General features: G+C 73.9%; 11 protein-coding genes. 3 read left to right on the plus strand and 8 right to left on the minus strand.

What is annotated here, in order from left to right; genetic code table 11:
• The first annotated feature begins 310 nt into the window (after positions 1-310).
• A complete protein-coding gene (locus IEJ02_RS37600; protein ID WP_191068890.1) occupies positions 311-1,147 on the plus strand; it encodes a hypothetical protein in 837 nt (278 codons plus the stop codon).
• A gap of 45 nt (positions 1,148-1,192) precedes the next feature.
• Here the strand turns inward: IEJ02_RS37600 and IEJ02_RS37605 are convergent, their stop codons facing one another.
• The 8 genes from IEJ02_RS37605 to IEJ02_RS37640 form a co-directional block, all read right to left on the minus strand.
• The gene (locus IEJ02_RS37605) at positions 1,193-3,082 is read right to left on the minus strand and encodes a cell division protein PerM (protein ID WP_191068891.1); all 1,890 of its coding nucleotides are present in this window, start codon (positions 3,080-3,082) and stop codon (positions 1,193-1,195) included.
• Positions 3,083-3,290: 208 nt separating this feature from the next.
• Positions 3,291-4,175 carry a succinate--CoA ligase subunit alpha gene (gene sucD, locus IEJ02_RS37610; protein WP_020870608.1) on the minus strand — a complete coding sequence of 295 codons (885 nt, stop codon included), beginning with the start codon at positions 4,173-4,175 and terminating at the stop codon, positions 3,291-3,293.
• Positions 4,176-4,196: 21 nt separating this feature from the next.
• A complete protein-coding gene (gene sucC, locus IEJ02_RS37615) occupies positions 4,197-5,369 on the minus strand; it encodes an ADP-forming succinate--CoA ligase subunit beta (protein ID WP_191068892.1) in 1,173 nt (390 codons plus the stop codon).
• A 347-nt stretch (positions 5,370-5,716) separates the two neighbouring features.
• A complete protein-coding gene (locus IEJ02_RS37620; protein ID WP_191068893.1) occupies positions 5,717-7,153 on the minus strand; it encodes a hypothetical protein in 1,437 nt (478 codons plus the stop codon).
• Positions 7,154-7,252: 99 nt separating this feature from the next.
• Positions 7,253-8,131: a hypothetical protein gene (locus IEJ02_RS37625; RefSeq protein ID WP_191068894.1), complete on the minus strand. Its 879-nt coding sequence runs from the start codon at positions 8,129-8,131 to the stop codon at positions 7,253-7,255.
• 186 nt (positions 8,132-8,317) lie between these two features.
• Complete coding sequence (locus IEJ02_RS37630; RefSeq protein ID WP_223865111.1) at positions 8,318-9,607, minus strand: VWA domain-containing protein; 1,290 nt, start codon at positions 9,605-9,607, stop codon at positions 8,318-8,320.
• Positions 9,604-12,357 carry a DUF5682 family protein gene (locus IEJ02_RS37635; RefSeq protein WP_191068895.1) on the minus strand — a complete coding sequence of 918 codons (2,754 nt, stop codon included), beginning with the start codon at positions 12,355-12,357 and terminating at the stop codon, positions 9,604-9,606. Before IEJ02_RS37635 ends, IEJ02_RS37630 begins: the two co-directional genes overlap by 4 nt.
• Positions 12,354-13,499: an ATP-binding protein gene (locus IEJ02_RS37640; RefSeq protein ID WP_191068896.1), complete on the minus strand. Its 1,146-nt coding sequence runs from the start codon at positions 13,497-13,499 to the stop codon at positions 12,354-12,356. The genes IEJ02_RS37635 and IEJ02_RS37640 overlap by 4 nt, the downstream gene beginning before the upstream one ends.
• Before the next feature lie 137 nt (positions 13,500-13,636).
• Here IEJ02_RS37640 and IEJ02_RS37645 point away from each other — a divergent pair, with 137 nt between their 5' ends.
• Both IEJ02_RS37645 and IEJ02_RS51460 read left to right on the plus strand, forming a co-directional pair.
• Positions 13,637-15,103: an SWIM zinc finger family protein gene (locus IEJ02_RS37645; RefSeq protein ID WP_191068897.1), complete on the plus strand. Its 1,467-nt coding sequence runs from the start codon at positions 13,637-13,639 to the stop codon at positions 15,101-15,103.
• Positions 15,013-15,360 (plus strand): DUF5691 domain-containing protein (locus tag IEJ02_RS51460; protein ID WP_498067121.1); only part of this gene is annotated, 348 nt, incomplete at its 3' end. The genes IEJ02_RS37645 and IEJ02_RS51460, both read left to right, overlap by 91 nt.

Consider the following 15,360-nt stretch of genomic DNA (forward strand, 5'->3'; position numbering starts at 1 on the left):
GACCGTCAGCAACGATACCGGCACACGAAGCGGCCCCCAGGGGACGGGGGCGGGCACGGGAGGTAGCGTCTGGACTGCGAATGCAACTGACGCCACTGACGCCGTGGGAACGAACGCCGCGCCCGCGCCCCGAGCCATACGGCACCGGCCGTACCCGCGCCGTACGGCACCAGGCCGTACCCGCCCCGGCGTGCAGGACGACGACACAAGGGGAAGACACACTCCACATGCCGGACCGACGCCGCCGCGCGGCTCATCGCCCCACTCCGTCCCCCGCCCAGGCCCGGGGGCGGCGATGAGGCGCGCCCGCATGTCGCGCACGACGCCGCTGCTCCGGGAGCAGCGGTCGTCGTCCTCCTCGTCCTCGTCCGCCCCCGGCGGGCAGAACGGGGACCAGGACAATCCGTTCGCCCCACCGCCCGAGGACAGGCCGGACCAGCCCTGGCGGCCCCGGCACCGGCCGGAGGGCTCCGGCGGGGAGGGCGGCGAGGGCCGCCCGGGTGCCCAGGGCGGCCAGGACGGGCAGGACGGCCAGGACGGCGACCAGAGCGGTCAGCAGCCGCAGCAGCCCCCGGCCTGGGGCAGCCAGTGGAGCAGCCGCCAGCCCGGCCGCCAGAGCGGCGGCTTCGGCGTCGGCCCCGGCTCCAACCGCCCCTCCGGACCCGGCGGACCCGGCGGACCGCGCTGGGACCCCAACGACCCGGCCCAGCGGCGCGCCCGGTACGCGCTGCTCTCGGGCATGTGGGCGTTCTTCTTCGCGCTCTTCAGCCTGCCGCAGATCGCGCTGCTGCTCGGGGTGCTGGCCCTGTACTGGGGCATCAGCTCGCTGCGGGCCAAGCCGCGCCGTACGGCGCCGTCCCCGGCCGCGGCCGCGCCCCTGAACGCCCCGCCCCCGCCTCCGGACGCCACCCCGGCGGCGCTGCCCGCGCCCGGCAGCGGCCCGGCGAAGCCGCAGGCGACGGCGGCGATCAGCGGTCTGGTGACGGGCGGGCTCGCACTCGCCATCGTCGCGGCGACGTTCAGCTTCCAGATCGTCTACAGCGACTACTACACCTGCGTGGACGACGCCCTTACGCAGACCTCGCGCCACGACTGCGAAACCTTGCTCCCCGACCAGCTCCGCCCCCTGCTGAGCACACAGGACTGACGGCTCCGAGCCCGCCCGGCCGACGGCTCGCGCCCGCCGACCGCCTTACGGTTCGCGGCGGGCGCCGTCCGGCGGGGTCGAGGACTCCGCCCGCAGGGGGTTCGGGGCGGTCTCGCACTCGGTGGGCGGCTGCGGGTGCGCCTCGGGGGCGCGCTTCCGGCTCAGCGCCCAGCGGCGCGGGCGGGCCGCACCGGTGGCATCCGGGGTGCCCGCGGGCGTCGCGAGCCCGGCGATCGTGCCCACACCGGTTTCGCGCCCCGTCTCCCGTGCCGTCTCCGCACCGGCCCCGGAGGCCGCCTTACGGTTCCGCTTGCGGTCGGCGCCCGACGCCCCGGGGCGCAGCCACTGCCACCACGGCTCGGCCATCGCCTGGCGCACCTCGGCGGCCTCCATGGGCGACACCGTGGGCAGTACCGCCGCCCGCGCCTCCGCCGTGGCCGCGGCCCGCGCCGCACGGGTGGCCCTGGCCGCCGTACGGGTGACCCTGGCCGCCGTACGGGCCTCCCTGGCCGCCGTACGGGCCTGTGCGCGGGCCGTACGGCGCTCCGCCCGCATCGCCTTCCACTCCGGCCAGGAGGCCCTGGTGGGGACGCACAGCCGGTACCAGCGCAGCACCATCGCGCCGGGCACGCCGATCACTCCCGTCCAGGCCAGCGTGATCGTGCCCGTGCGCCACCAGTCCGGGCCGAGATCGGCGAGGATGCCGATGCCCAGCGGTCCGCCCGAGACCCCGGCCAGCAGCGCCATCGCGGCCGCGCAGCCGACCGCCGCCAACACGGCGAGCACCAGCGTCTCGGCCCAGCCCCAGGGCGGCCTGGGCTCGCCCTTGCCGGGCCGCCGCACCGCCCCGATACCGATGAACCAGGCCACCGACGCCCCGGCCGCGATCCCCGTGAGCCAGACCAGCGGCCCGCCGGAGCCGTCCGTGGGCAGCGCGGCGACCAGGGGGAAGTGCGGCAGCTGGGGGTAGGAGGTGATGCCCAGCGGCGCGACCACACTGCCGCCGCCGACCGTGAACCCCGCCCCGACCCCGTACGCGGCGCCCCAGACGATCGCGTTCGGCAGCAGCGCCAGGCTCACCAGGAGCACCGCGAACCGCCCCGACCACACATCGCTGAGGTTGAGGAACGTCACCTGCACGGCGCCCGCGTGGCTCAGCATCGACGTCGCCGTAAGGAGCGCACCGCTGCCGAGCAGGACGACGAGACCGCTGGTCCCGGCCCGTAGCGCGGCGGTCAGCCGGCGGCGCCGGCACCAGCTGCGCGCGGCCAGGGAAGCGGCCGCCCTTACGGTCCATTCGGCGCCGGGGAGCCGCCGCAGTCTCTCGCTCACCGGTCCGGGCAGGCGGAGCGGGAACCGTCCGTCGGCCGTCCACACGCCGACGGCGGCGATGGCCCCGGCGACGACCGGCAGATGCAGCAGCGCGCTGAGCGGGTCGACGTGCAGCGGCCCGGTGGAGGCGTACACCACGGCAGCGGTACCCACCAGCAGATAGCCGCCGGTCACCCAGGCGAAGGCGGTGCGCGGATCGACGAAGGACTCCTCGGGCGCCCACTGCCCCTCGCCCTCGTCGGGCTCCGCCTGGTAGACGGCGTGCTGGGCGGCCCGGTAGAGCAGCCAGCACGGCACCACGCTGAGCAGCAGCGGGGTCAGTCCGACGGGCGCGGTGTGGCCGGAGAGCGTCTCGGTGCGCACGAGGTCGGCGCCATGGCCGAGCAGCCACAGGTCGGCGGCGACGTGCAGGGCTCCGTCGGGGCTGCTCGCGGGGGACGAGGAAGTGATCCACAGCAGCAGTACGACCACGGCGAGCGTGCCGAGGCCGAGCCCCGCGGCGACCACACCGCCGAGGAACGCCTCCCTGATGGCGGAGGAGCGCCGGGGCGCTGAGCGGTCGCGTGCGGACACCGACGGGCTGCGATCGGTCGTTTGCGTCACGTGACCATGCTGCCAATAACAGCCGTTTCATCCCCACATCAAGGGTTTGGTCGCCGTGTCGCGGCTAGTCCGCTTATGCGTCTTTTATGGCGTGATGGGATGGATGGGTCGCTTGCCGCGTTCCGCCTGGGTATCCGTCGCCCGGGAACGCCGCGGGCCCGCACCACCGTGGGGTGGTGCGGGCCCGCCGCATCGAGCCGTGGCGGCGTCAGCCGGCCAGCGCGGCGCGCGCCAGGCGCGCGGTCTCGGACGGGGTCTTGCCGACCTTCACGCCCGCGGCCTCGAGGGCCTCCTTCTTGGCCTGGGCGGTGCCGGAGGAGCCGGAGACGATGGCACCCGCGTGGCCCATCGTCTTGCCCTCGGGGGCGGTGAAGCCCGCCACATAGCCGACGACCGGCTTGGTGACGTTGGCCTTGATGAAGTCCGCGGCCCGCTCCTCGGCGTCGCCGCCGATCTCGCCGATCATCACGATCAGGTCGGTGTCGGGGTCGGCCTCGAAGGCGGCGAGGGCGTCGATGTGGGTGGTGCCGATGATCGGGTCACCGCCGATGCCCACGCAGGACGAGAAGCCGATGTCCCGCAGCTCGTACATCATCTGGTAGGTCAGCGTGCCGGACTTCGACACCAGACCGATCCGGCCGGGCTTGGTGATGTCGGCCGGGATGATGCCCGCGTTCGACTGACCCGGCGTGATCAGACCCGGGCAGTTCGGGCCGATGATGCGCGTCTTGTTGCCCTTCTTGCCCGCGTAGGCCCAGAAGTTGGCGGTGTCGTGGACCGCGATGCCCTCGGTGATCACGACGGCGAGCGGAATCTCGGCGTCGATCGCCTCGATGACCGCGCTCTTGGTGAACTTCTCCGGGACGAAGATGACCGTGACATCGGCGCCGGTGGCGTCGATGGCCTCCTTGACGGAGCCGAAGACCGGGATCTCGGTGCCGTCGAAGTCCACGGTGGTGCCGGCCTTGCGCGGGTTCACGCCGCCGACGATGTTGGTGCCCGAGGCAAGCATCCGACGGGTGTGCTTCTGCCCCTCGGACCCGGTCATCCCCTGGACGATGACCTTGCTTTCCTTGGTGAGGAAGATAGCCATGGTTTCTGGTGACCTCGTCCCTTACTTCGCAGCCAGCTCGGCGGCACGCTCGGCCGCGCCGTCCATGGTGTCCACCTGCTGAACAAGCGGGTGGTTGGCGTCGGTGAGGATCTTGCGACCCAGCTCCGCGTTGTTGCCGTCGAGGCGCACGACCAGCGGCTTGTTGACGTCCTCGCCCTTGGACTTCAGCAGCTCCAGGGCCTGGACGATGCCGTTGGCGACCGCGTCACAGGCGGTGATGCCGCCGAAGACGTTGACGAAGACCGACTTGACGTCCGGGTCGCCGAGGATGACCTCGAGACCGTTGGCCATCACCTCGGCGGAGGCGCCGCCGCCGATGTCGAGGAAGTTGGCGGGCTTCACACCGCCGTGGGTCTCGCCCGCGTAGGCGACGACGTCGAGGGTGGACATGACCAGACCCGCGCCGTTGCCGATGATGCCGACCTCGCCGTCGAGCTTGACGTAGTTGAGGCCCTTGGCCTTGGCGGCCGCCTCGAGCGGGTTGGCCGCGGCCTTGTCCTCGAGCGCCTCGTGCTCCGGCTGCCGGAAGGCGGCGTTCTCGTCCAGGGAGACCTTGCCGTCCAGCGCGATGATCTTGCCGTCTTCGGTCTTGACCAGCGGGTTGACCTCGACGAGCAGGGCGTCTTCCTTGATGAAGACGGTCCACAGCTTCTGCAGGACCTCGACGACCTGGTCCGCGATCTCGGCCGGGAACTTCGCGGCGGCGACGATCTCGGCGGCCTTCTCCTGGGTCACGCCCTCGATGGCGTCCACCGGGATCTTGGCGAGCGCCTCGGGGTTCTGCTCCGCGACGACCTCGATCTCCACGCCGCCCTCGACGGAGGCCATGGCGAGGAAGGTGCGGTTGGTGCGGTCCAGCAGGAAGGAGACGTAGTACTCCTCCTTGATGTCCGCGGTCTCGGCGAGCATCACCTTGTGGACCGTGTGGCCCTTGATGTCCATGCCCAGAATCTGGCCGGCCTTCTCGACGGCGTCATCCGGGTCGGAGGCCAGCTTGACGCCGCCCGCCTTACCCCGGCCGCCCGTCTTGACCTGCGCCTTGACGACCGCGCGGCCGCCCAGTCGCTCGGCCACCTCGCGCGCCGCCCCAGGCGTGTCGATGACTTCACCGGCCAGCACCGGTACACCGTGCTTGGCGAAGAGGTCCTTCGCCTGGTATTCGAACAGGTCCACGCGCGTCCGTCCCTTTTCCATGGATTTCGCGGTCGTTATCAGCGCGGGCGTGCCGCGGGGGCAGCGTGAGGACGCGATCTGTAACGAGGGCGGCACACGTTCACCGGGTACGCGGCATGTCCGTCTCGCAGGTTATCTCCGTGGGCCGTGCGGCCCTAAATCGCAGATCACACTGGAGCGGTGATTACGGTCACAGATCGCGACCGTTTCCATCTATCTCCCTACGACAACCGGGCAGCCCCCTCCCCAACGAGGGCTGCCCGGTCGATGACGCTTGCCTTACGGTTTTACGGTTCCACAGCCTGCATGGCCTTCACGGCCTGACTGTCTGATGCCCGCCGGAGCGATCAGACGGTCGGGAGCGTGCCCGGAACGGTCGGAAGGTCCGCCGGGAGCTGCGGCAGGTCGGCCGGAACGGTCGGGAGCTGCGGCAGGTCGGTGGGGAGCTGCGGCAGGTCGGTGGGGAGCTGCGGCAGGTCGGTCGGCAGCTGGGGCAGGTCAGCCGGAACCTGCGGCAGGTCGGCCGGGAGCTGCGGGAGCTCGGCGGGGACCTGCGGGAGGTCGGCCGGAACGGTCGGCAGGTCGGCCGGGAGCTGCGGCAGGTCGGCCGGCAGCACCGGGAGGGCCGGGATGTTGGCGACGTCGGTCAGGTCGGTGGGCACCGCGGGGAGCAGGCTCAGCGCACCGTCCTTGGCGTTCCCCACGGTGGTCTGGGCGTTCGCGACCACGCCGGTGGTCAGGCCGTGGGCGAACGGCACGGTGGTGCCCGCCGCGTCCTGCGCGAACGGAACGGCGGTGGACGGCACGCTCACCACGACCGGCACTAGGCGGCCGACGGTGTCCTGGGCGGCCGGAACCACGTTGGAGGCGGTGCCCAGCGCGAAGCCCTCGGCGCTGCCGGTCACGACGTCCACGTACGGGGTGGTGCGGGCCACGGCGTCGTCGGCCAGCGCACCGGTGTCACCCACGGTGCGCTCGGCGACCGGGACGACCTTGACCACGAGGCGGTGCACGGCGGGCGGCAGCACGTCCGAGGCCACACCGTCGACGACCGGCTTGGTGGTGCCGACGACACCCTGGACCTTGCCGGTCAGCTCCTCCGGGCGGATGCCGGCGCCGGAGAGGGAGGCGAGCAGGTCATTGGCCGAACCCGGGGCGGAGGGCAGCTTCGGGGTGGTGGGGAGCTCGGTGGGCAGCTGGCCCGTGACGCCGTCGACGTTCGGCAGCGTGGAGGTGTCGGGCAGGGTCGGCAGCGAGCCGAGGCCGGGCAGGCCGGGCACGACGCCGGGGACCTCGCCGGTGGGCAGGTCGAGGTGGGTGGTCTTCTTGACGGTCTTCTCGACGCCCTTGACGGCCTTGTGAGCCTTCTTGACGACCTTGTCCGGCTTGCCGGCGACGTCGCCGGTCAGGCCGTCGGTGGTGTGCTCGACGGTCTTGGTGACATCCGAGACCCGCGGCAGGTTCTCGGCGCCGGGGACGCGGTCCCGCACGGGGGCGGTCACGCCGTCCACGGTGGAGGCGGCGCCGTCCACGGTCTTCTTCGCGGTGTCGGTCACCTTGGAGGTGTCGGCCACGCCGCCGGTCACACCGTCGACCGTCTCGGTCACCTTGTCGGCCGACACGGTCTTGTTCACCGTCTTGGTCACGCCGTCCACGGTGCTGGTGACACCGTCGGTGGAGGGAACGGCCGGGTTCTCGGCGGCGGAAGCGGCGGCCGAGCCGAGCGCCCAGATACCGGTGGCGGCAGCGGCTACGAGGATGGAGCGGCGAAGGTTGTTACGCATGGTGGAGGAAGTCCTTCGAAAGTCATGAGGGGTTTTCGGACGGGCAGACCTGACCCGCCCCCGCGCGGCAGGTCTCAACAGACGGGGGTGAGGTCTGCCCTAGCCGGGGAATTCGAGGACTTCGTTGAACCGCTCGCGCGTCGGCGCCGAGCTCTCCGCGCGGACCGTACCGGGCTTCAGCCCGAAGGACGGCACGCCGGACGGCGGAAGAGCGGCCTGGGTGTTCCCGCCACGGGAAGCGCCGCTGTCGCCGGTGTACTGGGAGGTGGCCCCGAGCGGGGACCGCGGAGGGGGCAGCGGCGCCGGGGCGCCACCGTCCGGACCGGTGCCGGAGACCGCCGCCTGGACGACGGGCCCGTGCCCGTCGTGGGAGACGGCCGCGTCCTGGTGGGCGATGGCGGCCTGGGCGTGTGCCCCGGGCCCCATCGACTCCGGCGCCGCGGGCGCCGCCCCGTGCACGGTCACCGGCTCGGCCTTGGCCGCGTGGTGCTCGGCGGCCGGGCAGTGGTGCGCCCCGGAGTCCTGGGGGCCCACGCCGATCGCGTCACCGATGCCGACCTCGGGCAGGCGCACCGGCAGCTCGCCGCTGGTGGCGCCGCCGACCAGGTCGTCTATCGGCTTGGTGATCTTCTGCGCCTGCTCCTCGACCGGCTCCTGGATGGGCCGCACGGCTTCCCGCACGACGTCCTGGGCCTTGTGCGTGGTGCGCCCCACCACCGGCGGTGCGTGCCGCTCCACCCGCTGCCGCGCCCGCTCGACACCCGAGGGGTCGAGCAGCCGGGAGACGCCGGAGCGGTCGGCGGAGGTGCCGCCCTGCTCGCTCGTCGCGCCGACGGCAGCGCCCTGATCGCTCCGCTCGGCGGCGTGAGCGCTGCCGCCGAAGAGGAACGCCAGGGCGAGGAAGCCACCGAGGAAGAGCGCCGCCAGCAGCGCCCGCCGCGCGGCCACCGTGCGCGGCAGGCGCACGGCGACAGACATGGCGGGCGTGACAGACACGAGTGGGGCCTTCCCTGGGTACGAGACGCACAACGGGCACGTAAGCGTGGCGATATGGCGTGTGGGCCGCCGGAACAGGACGAGATCGCCAGCCGGATGGCCGGATTCATGTCCTGGGCGACGTGGATGATCCTTGCACGACCCACAGGGGTCGGCGCAAGCCCCGGATCACTGATGCATCGCCATGTCCGGTATAGGTAGTTGGCGTCGTTCGATGGCCGCGGCCATCACGTCCGGGAAGAGATCTGGGGTGCAGGCGAAGGCGGGCGCGCCCAGCGCGGCGAGCGCCGCCGCGTGCTCGCGGTCGTAGCTCGGCGCCCCCTCGTCGGACAGCGCGAGCAGCGCCACGAACTGCACCCCGGACGCCTTCATCGCGGCGACCCGGCCCAGCATCTCCTCGCGTATGCCGCCCTCGTAGAGGTCGCTGATGAGGACGACGACGGTGTCGGCGGGCCGGGTGATCTGGGACTGGCAATAGGCCAGCGCGCGGTTGATGTCGGTGCCGCCGCCGAGTTGGGTGCCGAAGAGGACGTCCACCGGGTCGTCGAGCTCCTCGGTCAGGTCGACCACGGAGGTGTCGAAGACGACCAGCCGGGTGGCGAGGGAGCGCATCGAGGCGAGCACGGCGCCGAAGACCGAGGCGTAGACCACGGACGCGGCCATCGACCCCGACTGGTCGACGCACAGCACCACGTCCTTCTTGACCCCACGGGCCGCCCGGCCGTATCCGATGAGCCGCTCGGGGACGACCGTCCGGTGGTCGGGCAGGTAGTTCTTGAGGTTGGCCCGGATGGTGCGGTCCCAGTCGATGTCCCGGTGGCGCGGGCGGCTGATCCGGGCGGAGCGGTCGAGCGCTCCGGTGAGGGTGGCGCGGGTGCGGGTGGCCAGCCGCTTCTCCAGATCCTCGACGACCTTGCGGACGACGGCTCGAGCGGTGCTCTTGGTGGTCTCCGGCATCGCCTTGTTGAGGGACAGCAGCGTGCCCACGAGATGGACGTCCGCCTCCACGGCCTCCAGCATCTCCGGCTCCAGCAGCAGGGCGGACAGCCCCAGCCGGTCGATGGCGTCGCGCTGCATGACCTGGACGACGGAGGTGGGGAAGTACGTACGGATGTCGCCGAGCCAGCGGGCCACTTGGGGCGCGGAGCCGCCGAGCCCGCCGGAGCGCGCGCCGCTCCCGGCCCCCTGGGAGCCGCCGCTCCGCCCGGCGGCCGTTCCGCTGCCGCCCGCGCCGTCGCCCCCTCCGGAGCCGTAGAGGGCCTCGAGCGTGCGGTCCATGGCGGCGTCGGTCCCGCTGAGCGAGCAGCCGGTGCCGTCGGCGCCCTGGCCGCCGAGCACCAGCCGCCAGCGCCGCAGCCGTTCCTGGTCGGTCTGGGGGTGGGAGCCCTGGGCGCGAGCGTCGTTGGGAGCGGCGTCGCCGTGGGGGTCGGCGTCGACGTGAGGGGCGCCGTGCGTCATCGGGCTGCCTCCATGGTGTCGTTGGCGTGCGGGGCGGGGTCGAGGCCCAGCAGCAGCCGCACCGTCGGTACGACGGCCGCCGCGCGGTCCGGGTCCAGCCCGGGGCCGAAGCCGGGTGCGGCGGGGGCGCCTTGGCCGCCGGTGGGCCCGCCGGCCACGGGGCCCCGGCGGACCAGCTCGCCCAGGGTGCGGCGTACGCCGGTGTCGTACGCGGAGAAGGTGCGCCGCAGCAGCGGCAGGACGTCGGTGAACGCCTCGGCGGGAACGGAGGTCAGCCAGCGGTCGACCAGGCCGAGCAGCCGTTCGTCGTGGACGAGCAGCATGCCGCCGCCCGCGCCGCCGCCGATGAACCCCTCGATCCAGGAGGCCGCTTCGGGCGGCTGGGTGCCGGGCGAGAGCGCGAGCCCCATCAGCCGGGCCGCCTCGTCCTCGGCGAGCCGGCCGTCGTCCAGCAGCAGCCGTGCGGCGCGGCCCCGGATGAGGCCGGGGGTGGCGGGGGTGCCGTCCCGCCCGGCGAGGCTGCGCAGCATGGCCGCCCAGCGGGCCCGCAGGCCGTCGGCGGCGCGGGGGGCGGCTGGCCGTGTCTCCGTTGTCGACATGTCTGTTGTCGACTTGTCGGTCTGTGTGTGTGGTCGCGTGTGTGGCCGCGTCACGGTCTCCGCCCCGGTCACCGTCTCCGTCCCAGTCACCGTCTCCGTCCCGGCCGTCTCTGTTTCCGACAGCAGGGCGATCGCCCGGTGCACGGCCTCCATATGGCGGCGCAGCTCGGCGGCGCCGTCGGCGTCGAGACCGACGCAGGCGGGCGGCAGCCCGACCAGGATCCGCTCGGCCAGCCCCACCGCGACCTCGCCGAGCGCGGCGGTGTCGGTGCCTCGTACGTCCCCGTAGCGCACCGAGCGCACCAGGGCGGGCAGGGCCTGGGCGAGATGGCCGACGTCCGCGTCGAGCGCGGCCCGGTCGGCGAGCGAGCGCATGACGACCGGGAGGGCCCCGGAGAGCCCGGCGAGCAGACAGCGCTCGGCCAGCTCGGTCACCTCGGCGAGCCCCTTGGCGCTCCGGGCCTCGGTCTCCGCCTTGGCGGTGGCCGCCGACAGCACCGTGGTGCCCCACACCCCCGCCTCGGCGACCCGCACCGCCAGCTCCGGCTCCCACCGCAGCCGCCAAGTCTCCCTGAAGGTGCCGGTGCTGCCGCGCGAGACGGCCGGGGTGCCCCAGTCGACTCCGAGCAGCCGCAGCCGGTGCAGCAGGCGGCTGCGCCCGGCGTCGGTCTCCTTGCGCAGGTCCAGCTCCAGGTCTCGCTCCAGCGCCTCGGGCTTGAGCCGCAGGGAGCGCTGGGTGCGCGTCAGATCGCGCTGGAGCGGCACCGCCGGAGCGGACTCGGGCACTTCGCCCAGGATGTCGCCGACCACGAGCCGGTCCCGCACGAGCGCGATCGGCACATCGGAGCCGTCGCACATCACCGCCCTTACGGCGTCCAGGGTCTCGGCGAGCCCGGCGAGCGGGCGTCCGCGCATGGCGGCCAGGGTTTCGGCGAGCCTTACGGCCTCGATGACATGGGCCGAGGAGACCGCGAAGTCCTCCTCCCGCAGCAGCCCGGCGACCTTGGTGAGCCAGCGCTCGACGGGCCGGTCCGGGGCGTGGAAGAGATGGTCGTACCAGCCGGGCGAGGTGATGCCCGCCCCGTATCCGCTGTGCCGGGCCAGCCGGCGGTGGGTCCACGGCACCCAGCTGATCTCGGTCCTGACCTTGGGCAGCCCCTTGAGGAGCTTTCGGTCGGCGGTCGCGGTGGTCCGCTCCACCAGCGCCGGTACGTGCCAGGCGCCGCAGACGACCGCGACCTCGTCCCCGAACTCCCGCCGCGCCTCGCGCAGCCGCAGCCGCATATGGGCCTCGCGCACGGCGTCGTCCTCGTGCCCGCCGTGCCCGTACTCGGCACGCAGCGCCTCCATGGCCTCCGCGACGGCCGCGAACGCCTCCGCGCCACCGGTGCCGCGGTGCTCGATGACGTCCTCCCACCAGCGCTCCGGGTCGTCGTATCCGGCCGCCTCGGAGAGGACGGCCAGCGGATCGACACGCATCCGCTCGGCGGAAGCGGCGGCCGGGGCGACCTGATCGCCCGGACCGGCCGGAGCGGGCGGATCCGCCGGACCGACCGGGGCGGGCGCGGCCGCCGGGCCAGGCTCAGCCGCCGGGCCGGGCGAACCGGCCGGGACGGGCTCATCCGCCACGGCAGGAGCGGTCGCCGGGTCCACCCGACCGGCCGGGGCAGGCGCGACCGCCGGATCGGCCGAACCAGCCGGGGCAGGCGCGGCCGCCGGGCCGTGCTTAGCCGCCGGGCCGGGCGGACCAGCCGGGGCGGGCTCAGCCAAGTGGTCGGGCTCAGCCGCCGGGGTCTTCTTCGCGGCCATGGCCAGGGAGTTGGCCGCCGGGAGATCGATGAACCGCACCGGAACCCCGTGGGCCAGTGCCCACTGGATGGCCGCCCACTCCGGGGAGAACCCGGCCAGCGGCCAGAACCCGGCGCGCCCCGGGTCGTCCGCGGCATGGGCGAGCAGCGCGACCGGCGGACGCATGTCCTTCTCGGCGGCGAGCCCCACGATCGCGTCCGCCTCCGGCGGGCCCTCGATCAGCACCACGCGCGGCGGGCGCGCCTCCAGCGCCGCCCGTACCGCCCGCGCCGACCCGGGACCGTGGTGCCGCACGCCCAGCAGCAGCGGGCCCGTGGCCCGCGCCCGTGGGGCGCCCGTCATGCGGTCGCCTCTCGGCACGCGCGGTAGAAGTCCTTCCAGCCGTCGCGCTCGCGGACCACCGTCTCCAGGTACTCCTGCCAGATGACACGGTCGGCCGCCGGGTCACGGACGACCGCGCCCAGGATGCCCGCGGCCACATCGCCCGCCCTCAGCACGCCGTCGCCGAAGTGGGCGGCGAGGGCGAGGCCGCCGGTGACCACGGAGATGGCCTCGGCCGTGGACAGCGTGCCCGAGGGCGACTTCAGCTTCGTACGGCCGTCGCCGGTCACTCCGTCGCGCAGCTCGCGGAAGACCGTGACCACCCGGCGGATCTCCTCGACGCCCTCCGGGAGCTCCGGGAGCTCCAGCGAGCGGCCGATCTGGGCGACGCGGCGGGAGACGATGTCGACCTCGTCCTCCGGGGTCGCGGGCAGCGGCAGCACGACCGTGTTGAAGCGGCGGCGCAGGGCGCTGGAGAGTTCGTTGACCCCGCGGTCGCGGTCATTGGCGGTGGCGATCAGATTGAAGCCGCGGACCGCCTGGACCTCCTCCCCCAGCTCCGGGATCGGCAGCGTCTTCTCGGACAGGATCGTGATCAGCGTGTCCTGCACATCGGCCGGGATGCGCGTCAGCTCCTCCACGCGCGCGGTCATGCCGTCCGCCATCGCGCGCATCACCGGGCTCGGCACGAGCGCGTCCCGGCTCGGGCCGTGGGCGAGGAGCTGGGCGTAGTTCCACCCGTACCGGATGGCCTCCTCGGGCGTCCCGGCGGTGCCCTGGACCAGCAGGGTCGAGTCCCCGCTGACCGCCGCCGCCAGATGCTCCGAGACCCATGTCTTGGCGGTGCCGGGCACGCCCAGCAACAGCAGGGCGCGGTCGGTGGCGAGGGTGGTGACGGCGACCTCGACGATGCGGCGCGGGCCCACGTACTTGGGTGTGATCACGGTGCCGTCGGGCAGCGTGCCGCCGAGCAGATAGGTGGCGACCGCCCACGGCGACAGCCGCCAGCGCGCGGGACGCGGGCGGTCGTCGGCGGCGGCCAGGGCGCCCAGCTCGGCGGCGAAGGCGTCCTCCGCGTGTGGACGCAGCGCTTCCGCGGCTCCGGCGGCCGCTGCCGCCCCGCTCGTATCGGTGGATTCGGTTCCGGGCACAGTGACGGTCACAGCTCCCCCACGACTCGTTCTCTCGTTCCGTTTCCGGACGCGTGAACCACACTGCACCACGCCACTGACAACCGGCCGTCCATCAGCGAATGTCCAGGTCAGAACGATTGTCAGTGGGTGCCCGTACCGTCGCAGACATGAATCCGCAGGGGGAACGCTGGACGGCGGAGCAGGTGCTGGCCCTGGCTCCTGACGCCGCGTCACGCACGGCGGGCGGCAAGCTCGCCGCGGTCGGCACCTGGTCGGGCGCGGGCGCGCACGGTCAGGCGGTGTGGGGGCTGTGCTCGGGCAGCGGCAGCAAGCCGTACCAGACGGTGGTCGATCTGAACGGGCCCGGTTATCGGTGCGGCTGCCCGAGCCGGAAGTTCCCGTGCAAGCACGTGCTGGGTCTGCTGCTGCTGTGGGCGTCCGGCGAGGGGGGCGTGCCCGCGGGCGGGGAGCCGCCGGAGTGGGCCGAGCAGTGGCTCGGCGGCCGACGGGAGCGGGCCGAAAAGCTCGCCGCCGGGGCCCGGGATGGGGGCCCGGGCCCCGGCGGCGGGGCGGGGGACGGCGCGGGGAAAGGGGGGAGCGGAGGCGCGGCCGATCCGGAGGCGGCGCGCCGCCGCGCCGAGCGGCGGGCCCAGCGCATCGCTGCGGGCGCCACGGAGCTGGAGCGGCGGCTCGCCGATCTGCTCCTCGACGGTCTGGCCTCCGCCGACCGCGCCGGGTACGGGGCGTGGGACGAGACGGCCGCGCGGATGATCGACGCCCAGGCTCCGGGTCTTGAGGCGCGGGTGCGGGAGCTGGCGGCGATTCCGTCGTCCGGCCCGGGCTGGCCCGCCCGGCTGCTGGAGGAGTGCGCGCTGGCCCACCTGCTCAACCAGGGCTTTCTCCACCTGGACCGGCTCCCGGAGAAGCTGGCCGCCACCACGCGCACCCGCGTGGGTCTCACGACGCCGGTGGCCGAACTGCTGGCCACGGAGGAGGCGATCCGGGACCGCTGGCTGGTCCTGGGCCGCCAGGACGGCACGGACGGCAGGCTGACCACGCGCCGGATCTGGCTGCGGGGCGAGCGTACGCACCGTATGGCGCTGCTGCTCTCGTTCAGCGCCCCCGGCCAGTCCCCCGAGCTCGCGCTGCCCACCGGCCTGGTGCTCGACGCGGACCTCGCGTATTACCCGGCGGCCCGGCCGCTGCGGGCGGCGATCGGCACCCGCCACGAGGAGGTGGCGGAGGCGGCGTCTCCCGTGGCGCCGCCGGCCGCTGAGGGGTGCGAGGTGCCTGGGGCTCCCGAGGGGTGCGATGTCGAGACCGCGCTCGCGGCCTATGGGGCGGCGATCGGGGAGGATCCGTGGCTGGACGGCTGGCCGGTGGTGCTCGCCGATGTGGTGCCGGTCCCGGGGGACGACGGATGGCAGCTGGCGGACGAAGGGAGCGGCTCGGCGCTGCCCGTCGATCCGCGCTGCGCGGGGCGCACCGATCTGTGGCAGCTGATGGCGATATCGGGCGGTGGCCCGGTCACCGTCTTCGGTGAGTGCGGCCATCGCGGCTTCTCCCCCATCACCACCTGGGACCCGACCCCCGTCTCGCTCATCGGCACGGCAGCGCAGGGAGGCACCCGTTGACCAGTACGACGCCCGTCGCGTCCAGCACGTCGAGCGCGGCCAGCACACCCGTCGCGTCCAGGGCGTCCACTGCGGGCAGCACGTCCAGCGCGGGCAGCACATCCACCGCGGCCTGGGACGACCTCGTCGCGGCCGCGCTGCTCGGGACCGAGCGGCGCACCCCGCCCGTCGCGCCGCGCGCCGGGCAGGACGTACCGTCCGCGCTGCTGGACGCGGCCGCGCTCAGCACGGTGCGGCGGCGGGCCGGGCTGCGGCCC

Source organism: Streptomyces sp. 5-10 (assembly GCF_014712245.1).
Taxonomy (GTDB): Bacteria; Actinomycetota; Actinomycetes; order Streptomycetales; family Streptomycetaceae; genus Streptomyces; species Streptomyces violaceusniger.

Excerpts from the sequence above, each read along its gene's own strand:
- IEJ02_RS37600 (WP_191068890.1), top strand. The coding sequence starts at position 311 with ATGTCGCGCACGACGCCGCTGCTCCGGGAGCAGCGGTCGTCGTCCTCC.
- IEJ02_RS37635 (WP_191068895.1), bottom strand. The coding sequence starts at position 12,357 with ATGACGGGCGCCCCACGGGCGCGGGCCACGGGCCCGCTGCTGCTGGGC.
- IEJ02_RS37645 (WP_191068897.1), top strand. The coding sequence starts at position 13,637 with ATGAATCCGCAGGGGGAACGCTGGACGGCGGAGCAGGTGCTGGCCCTG.
- sucD (WP_020870608.1), bottom strand. The coding sequence starts at position 4,175 with ATGGCTATCTTCCTCACCAAGGAAAGCAAGGTCATCGTCCAGGGGATG.
- IEJ02_RS37625 (WP_191068894.1), bottom strand. The coding sequence starts at position 8,131 with ATGTCTGTCGCCGTGCGCCTGCCGCGCACGGTGGCCGCGCGGCGGGCG.
- IEJ02_RS37620 (WP_191068893.1), bottom strand. The coding sequence starts at position 7,153 with ATGCGTAACAACCTTCGCCGCTCCATCCTCGTAGCCGCTGCCGCCACC.
- IEJ02_RS37630 (WP_223865111.1), bottom strand. The coding sequence starts at position 9,607 with ATGACGCACGGCGCCCCTCACGTCGACGCCGACCCCCACGGCGACGCC.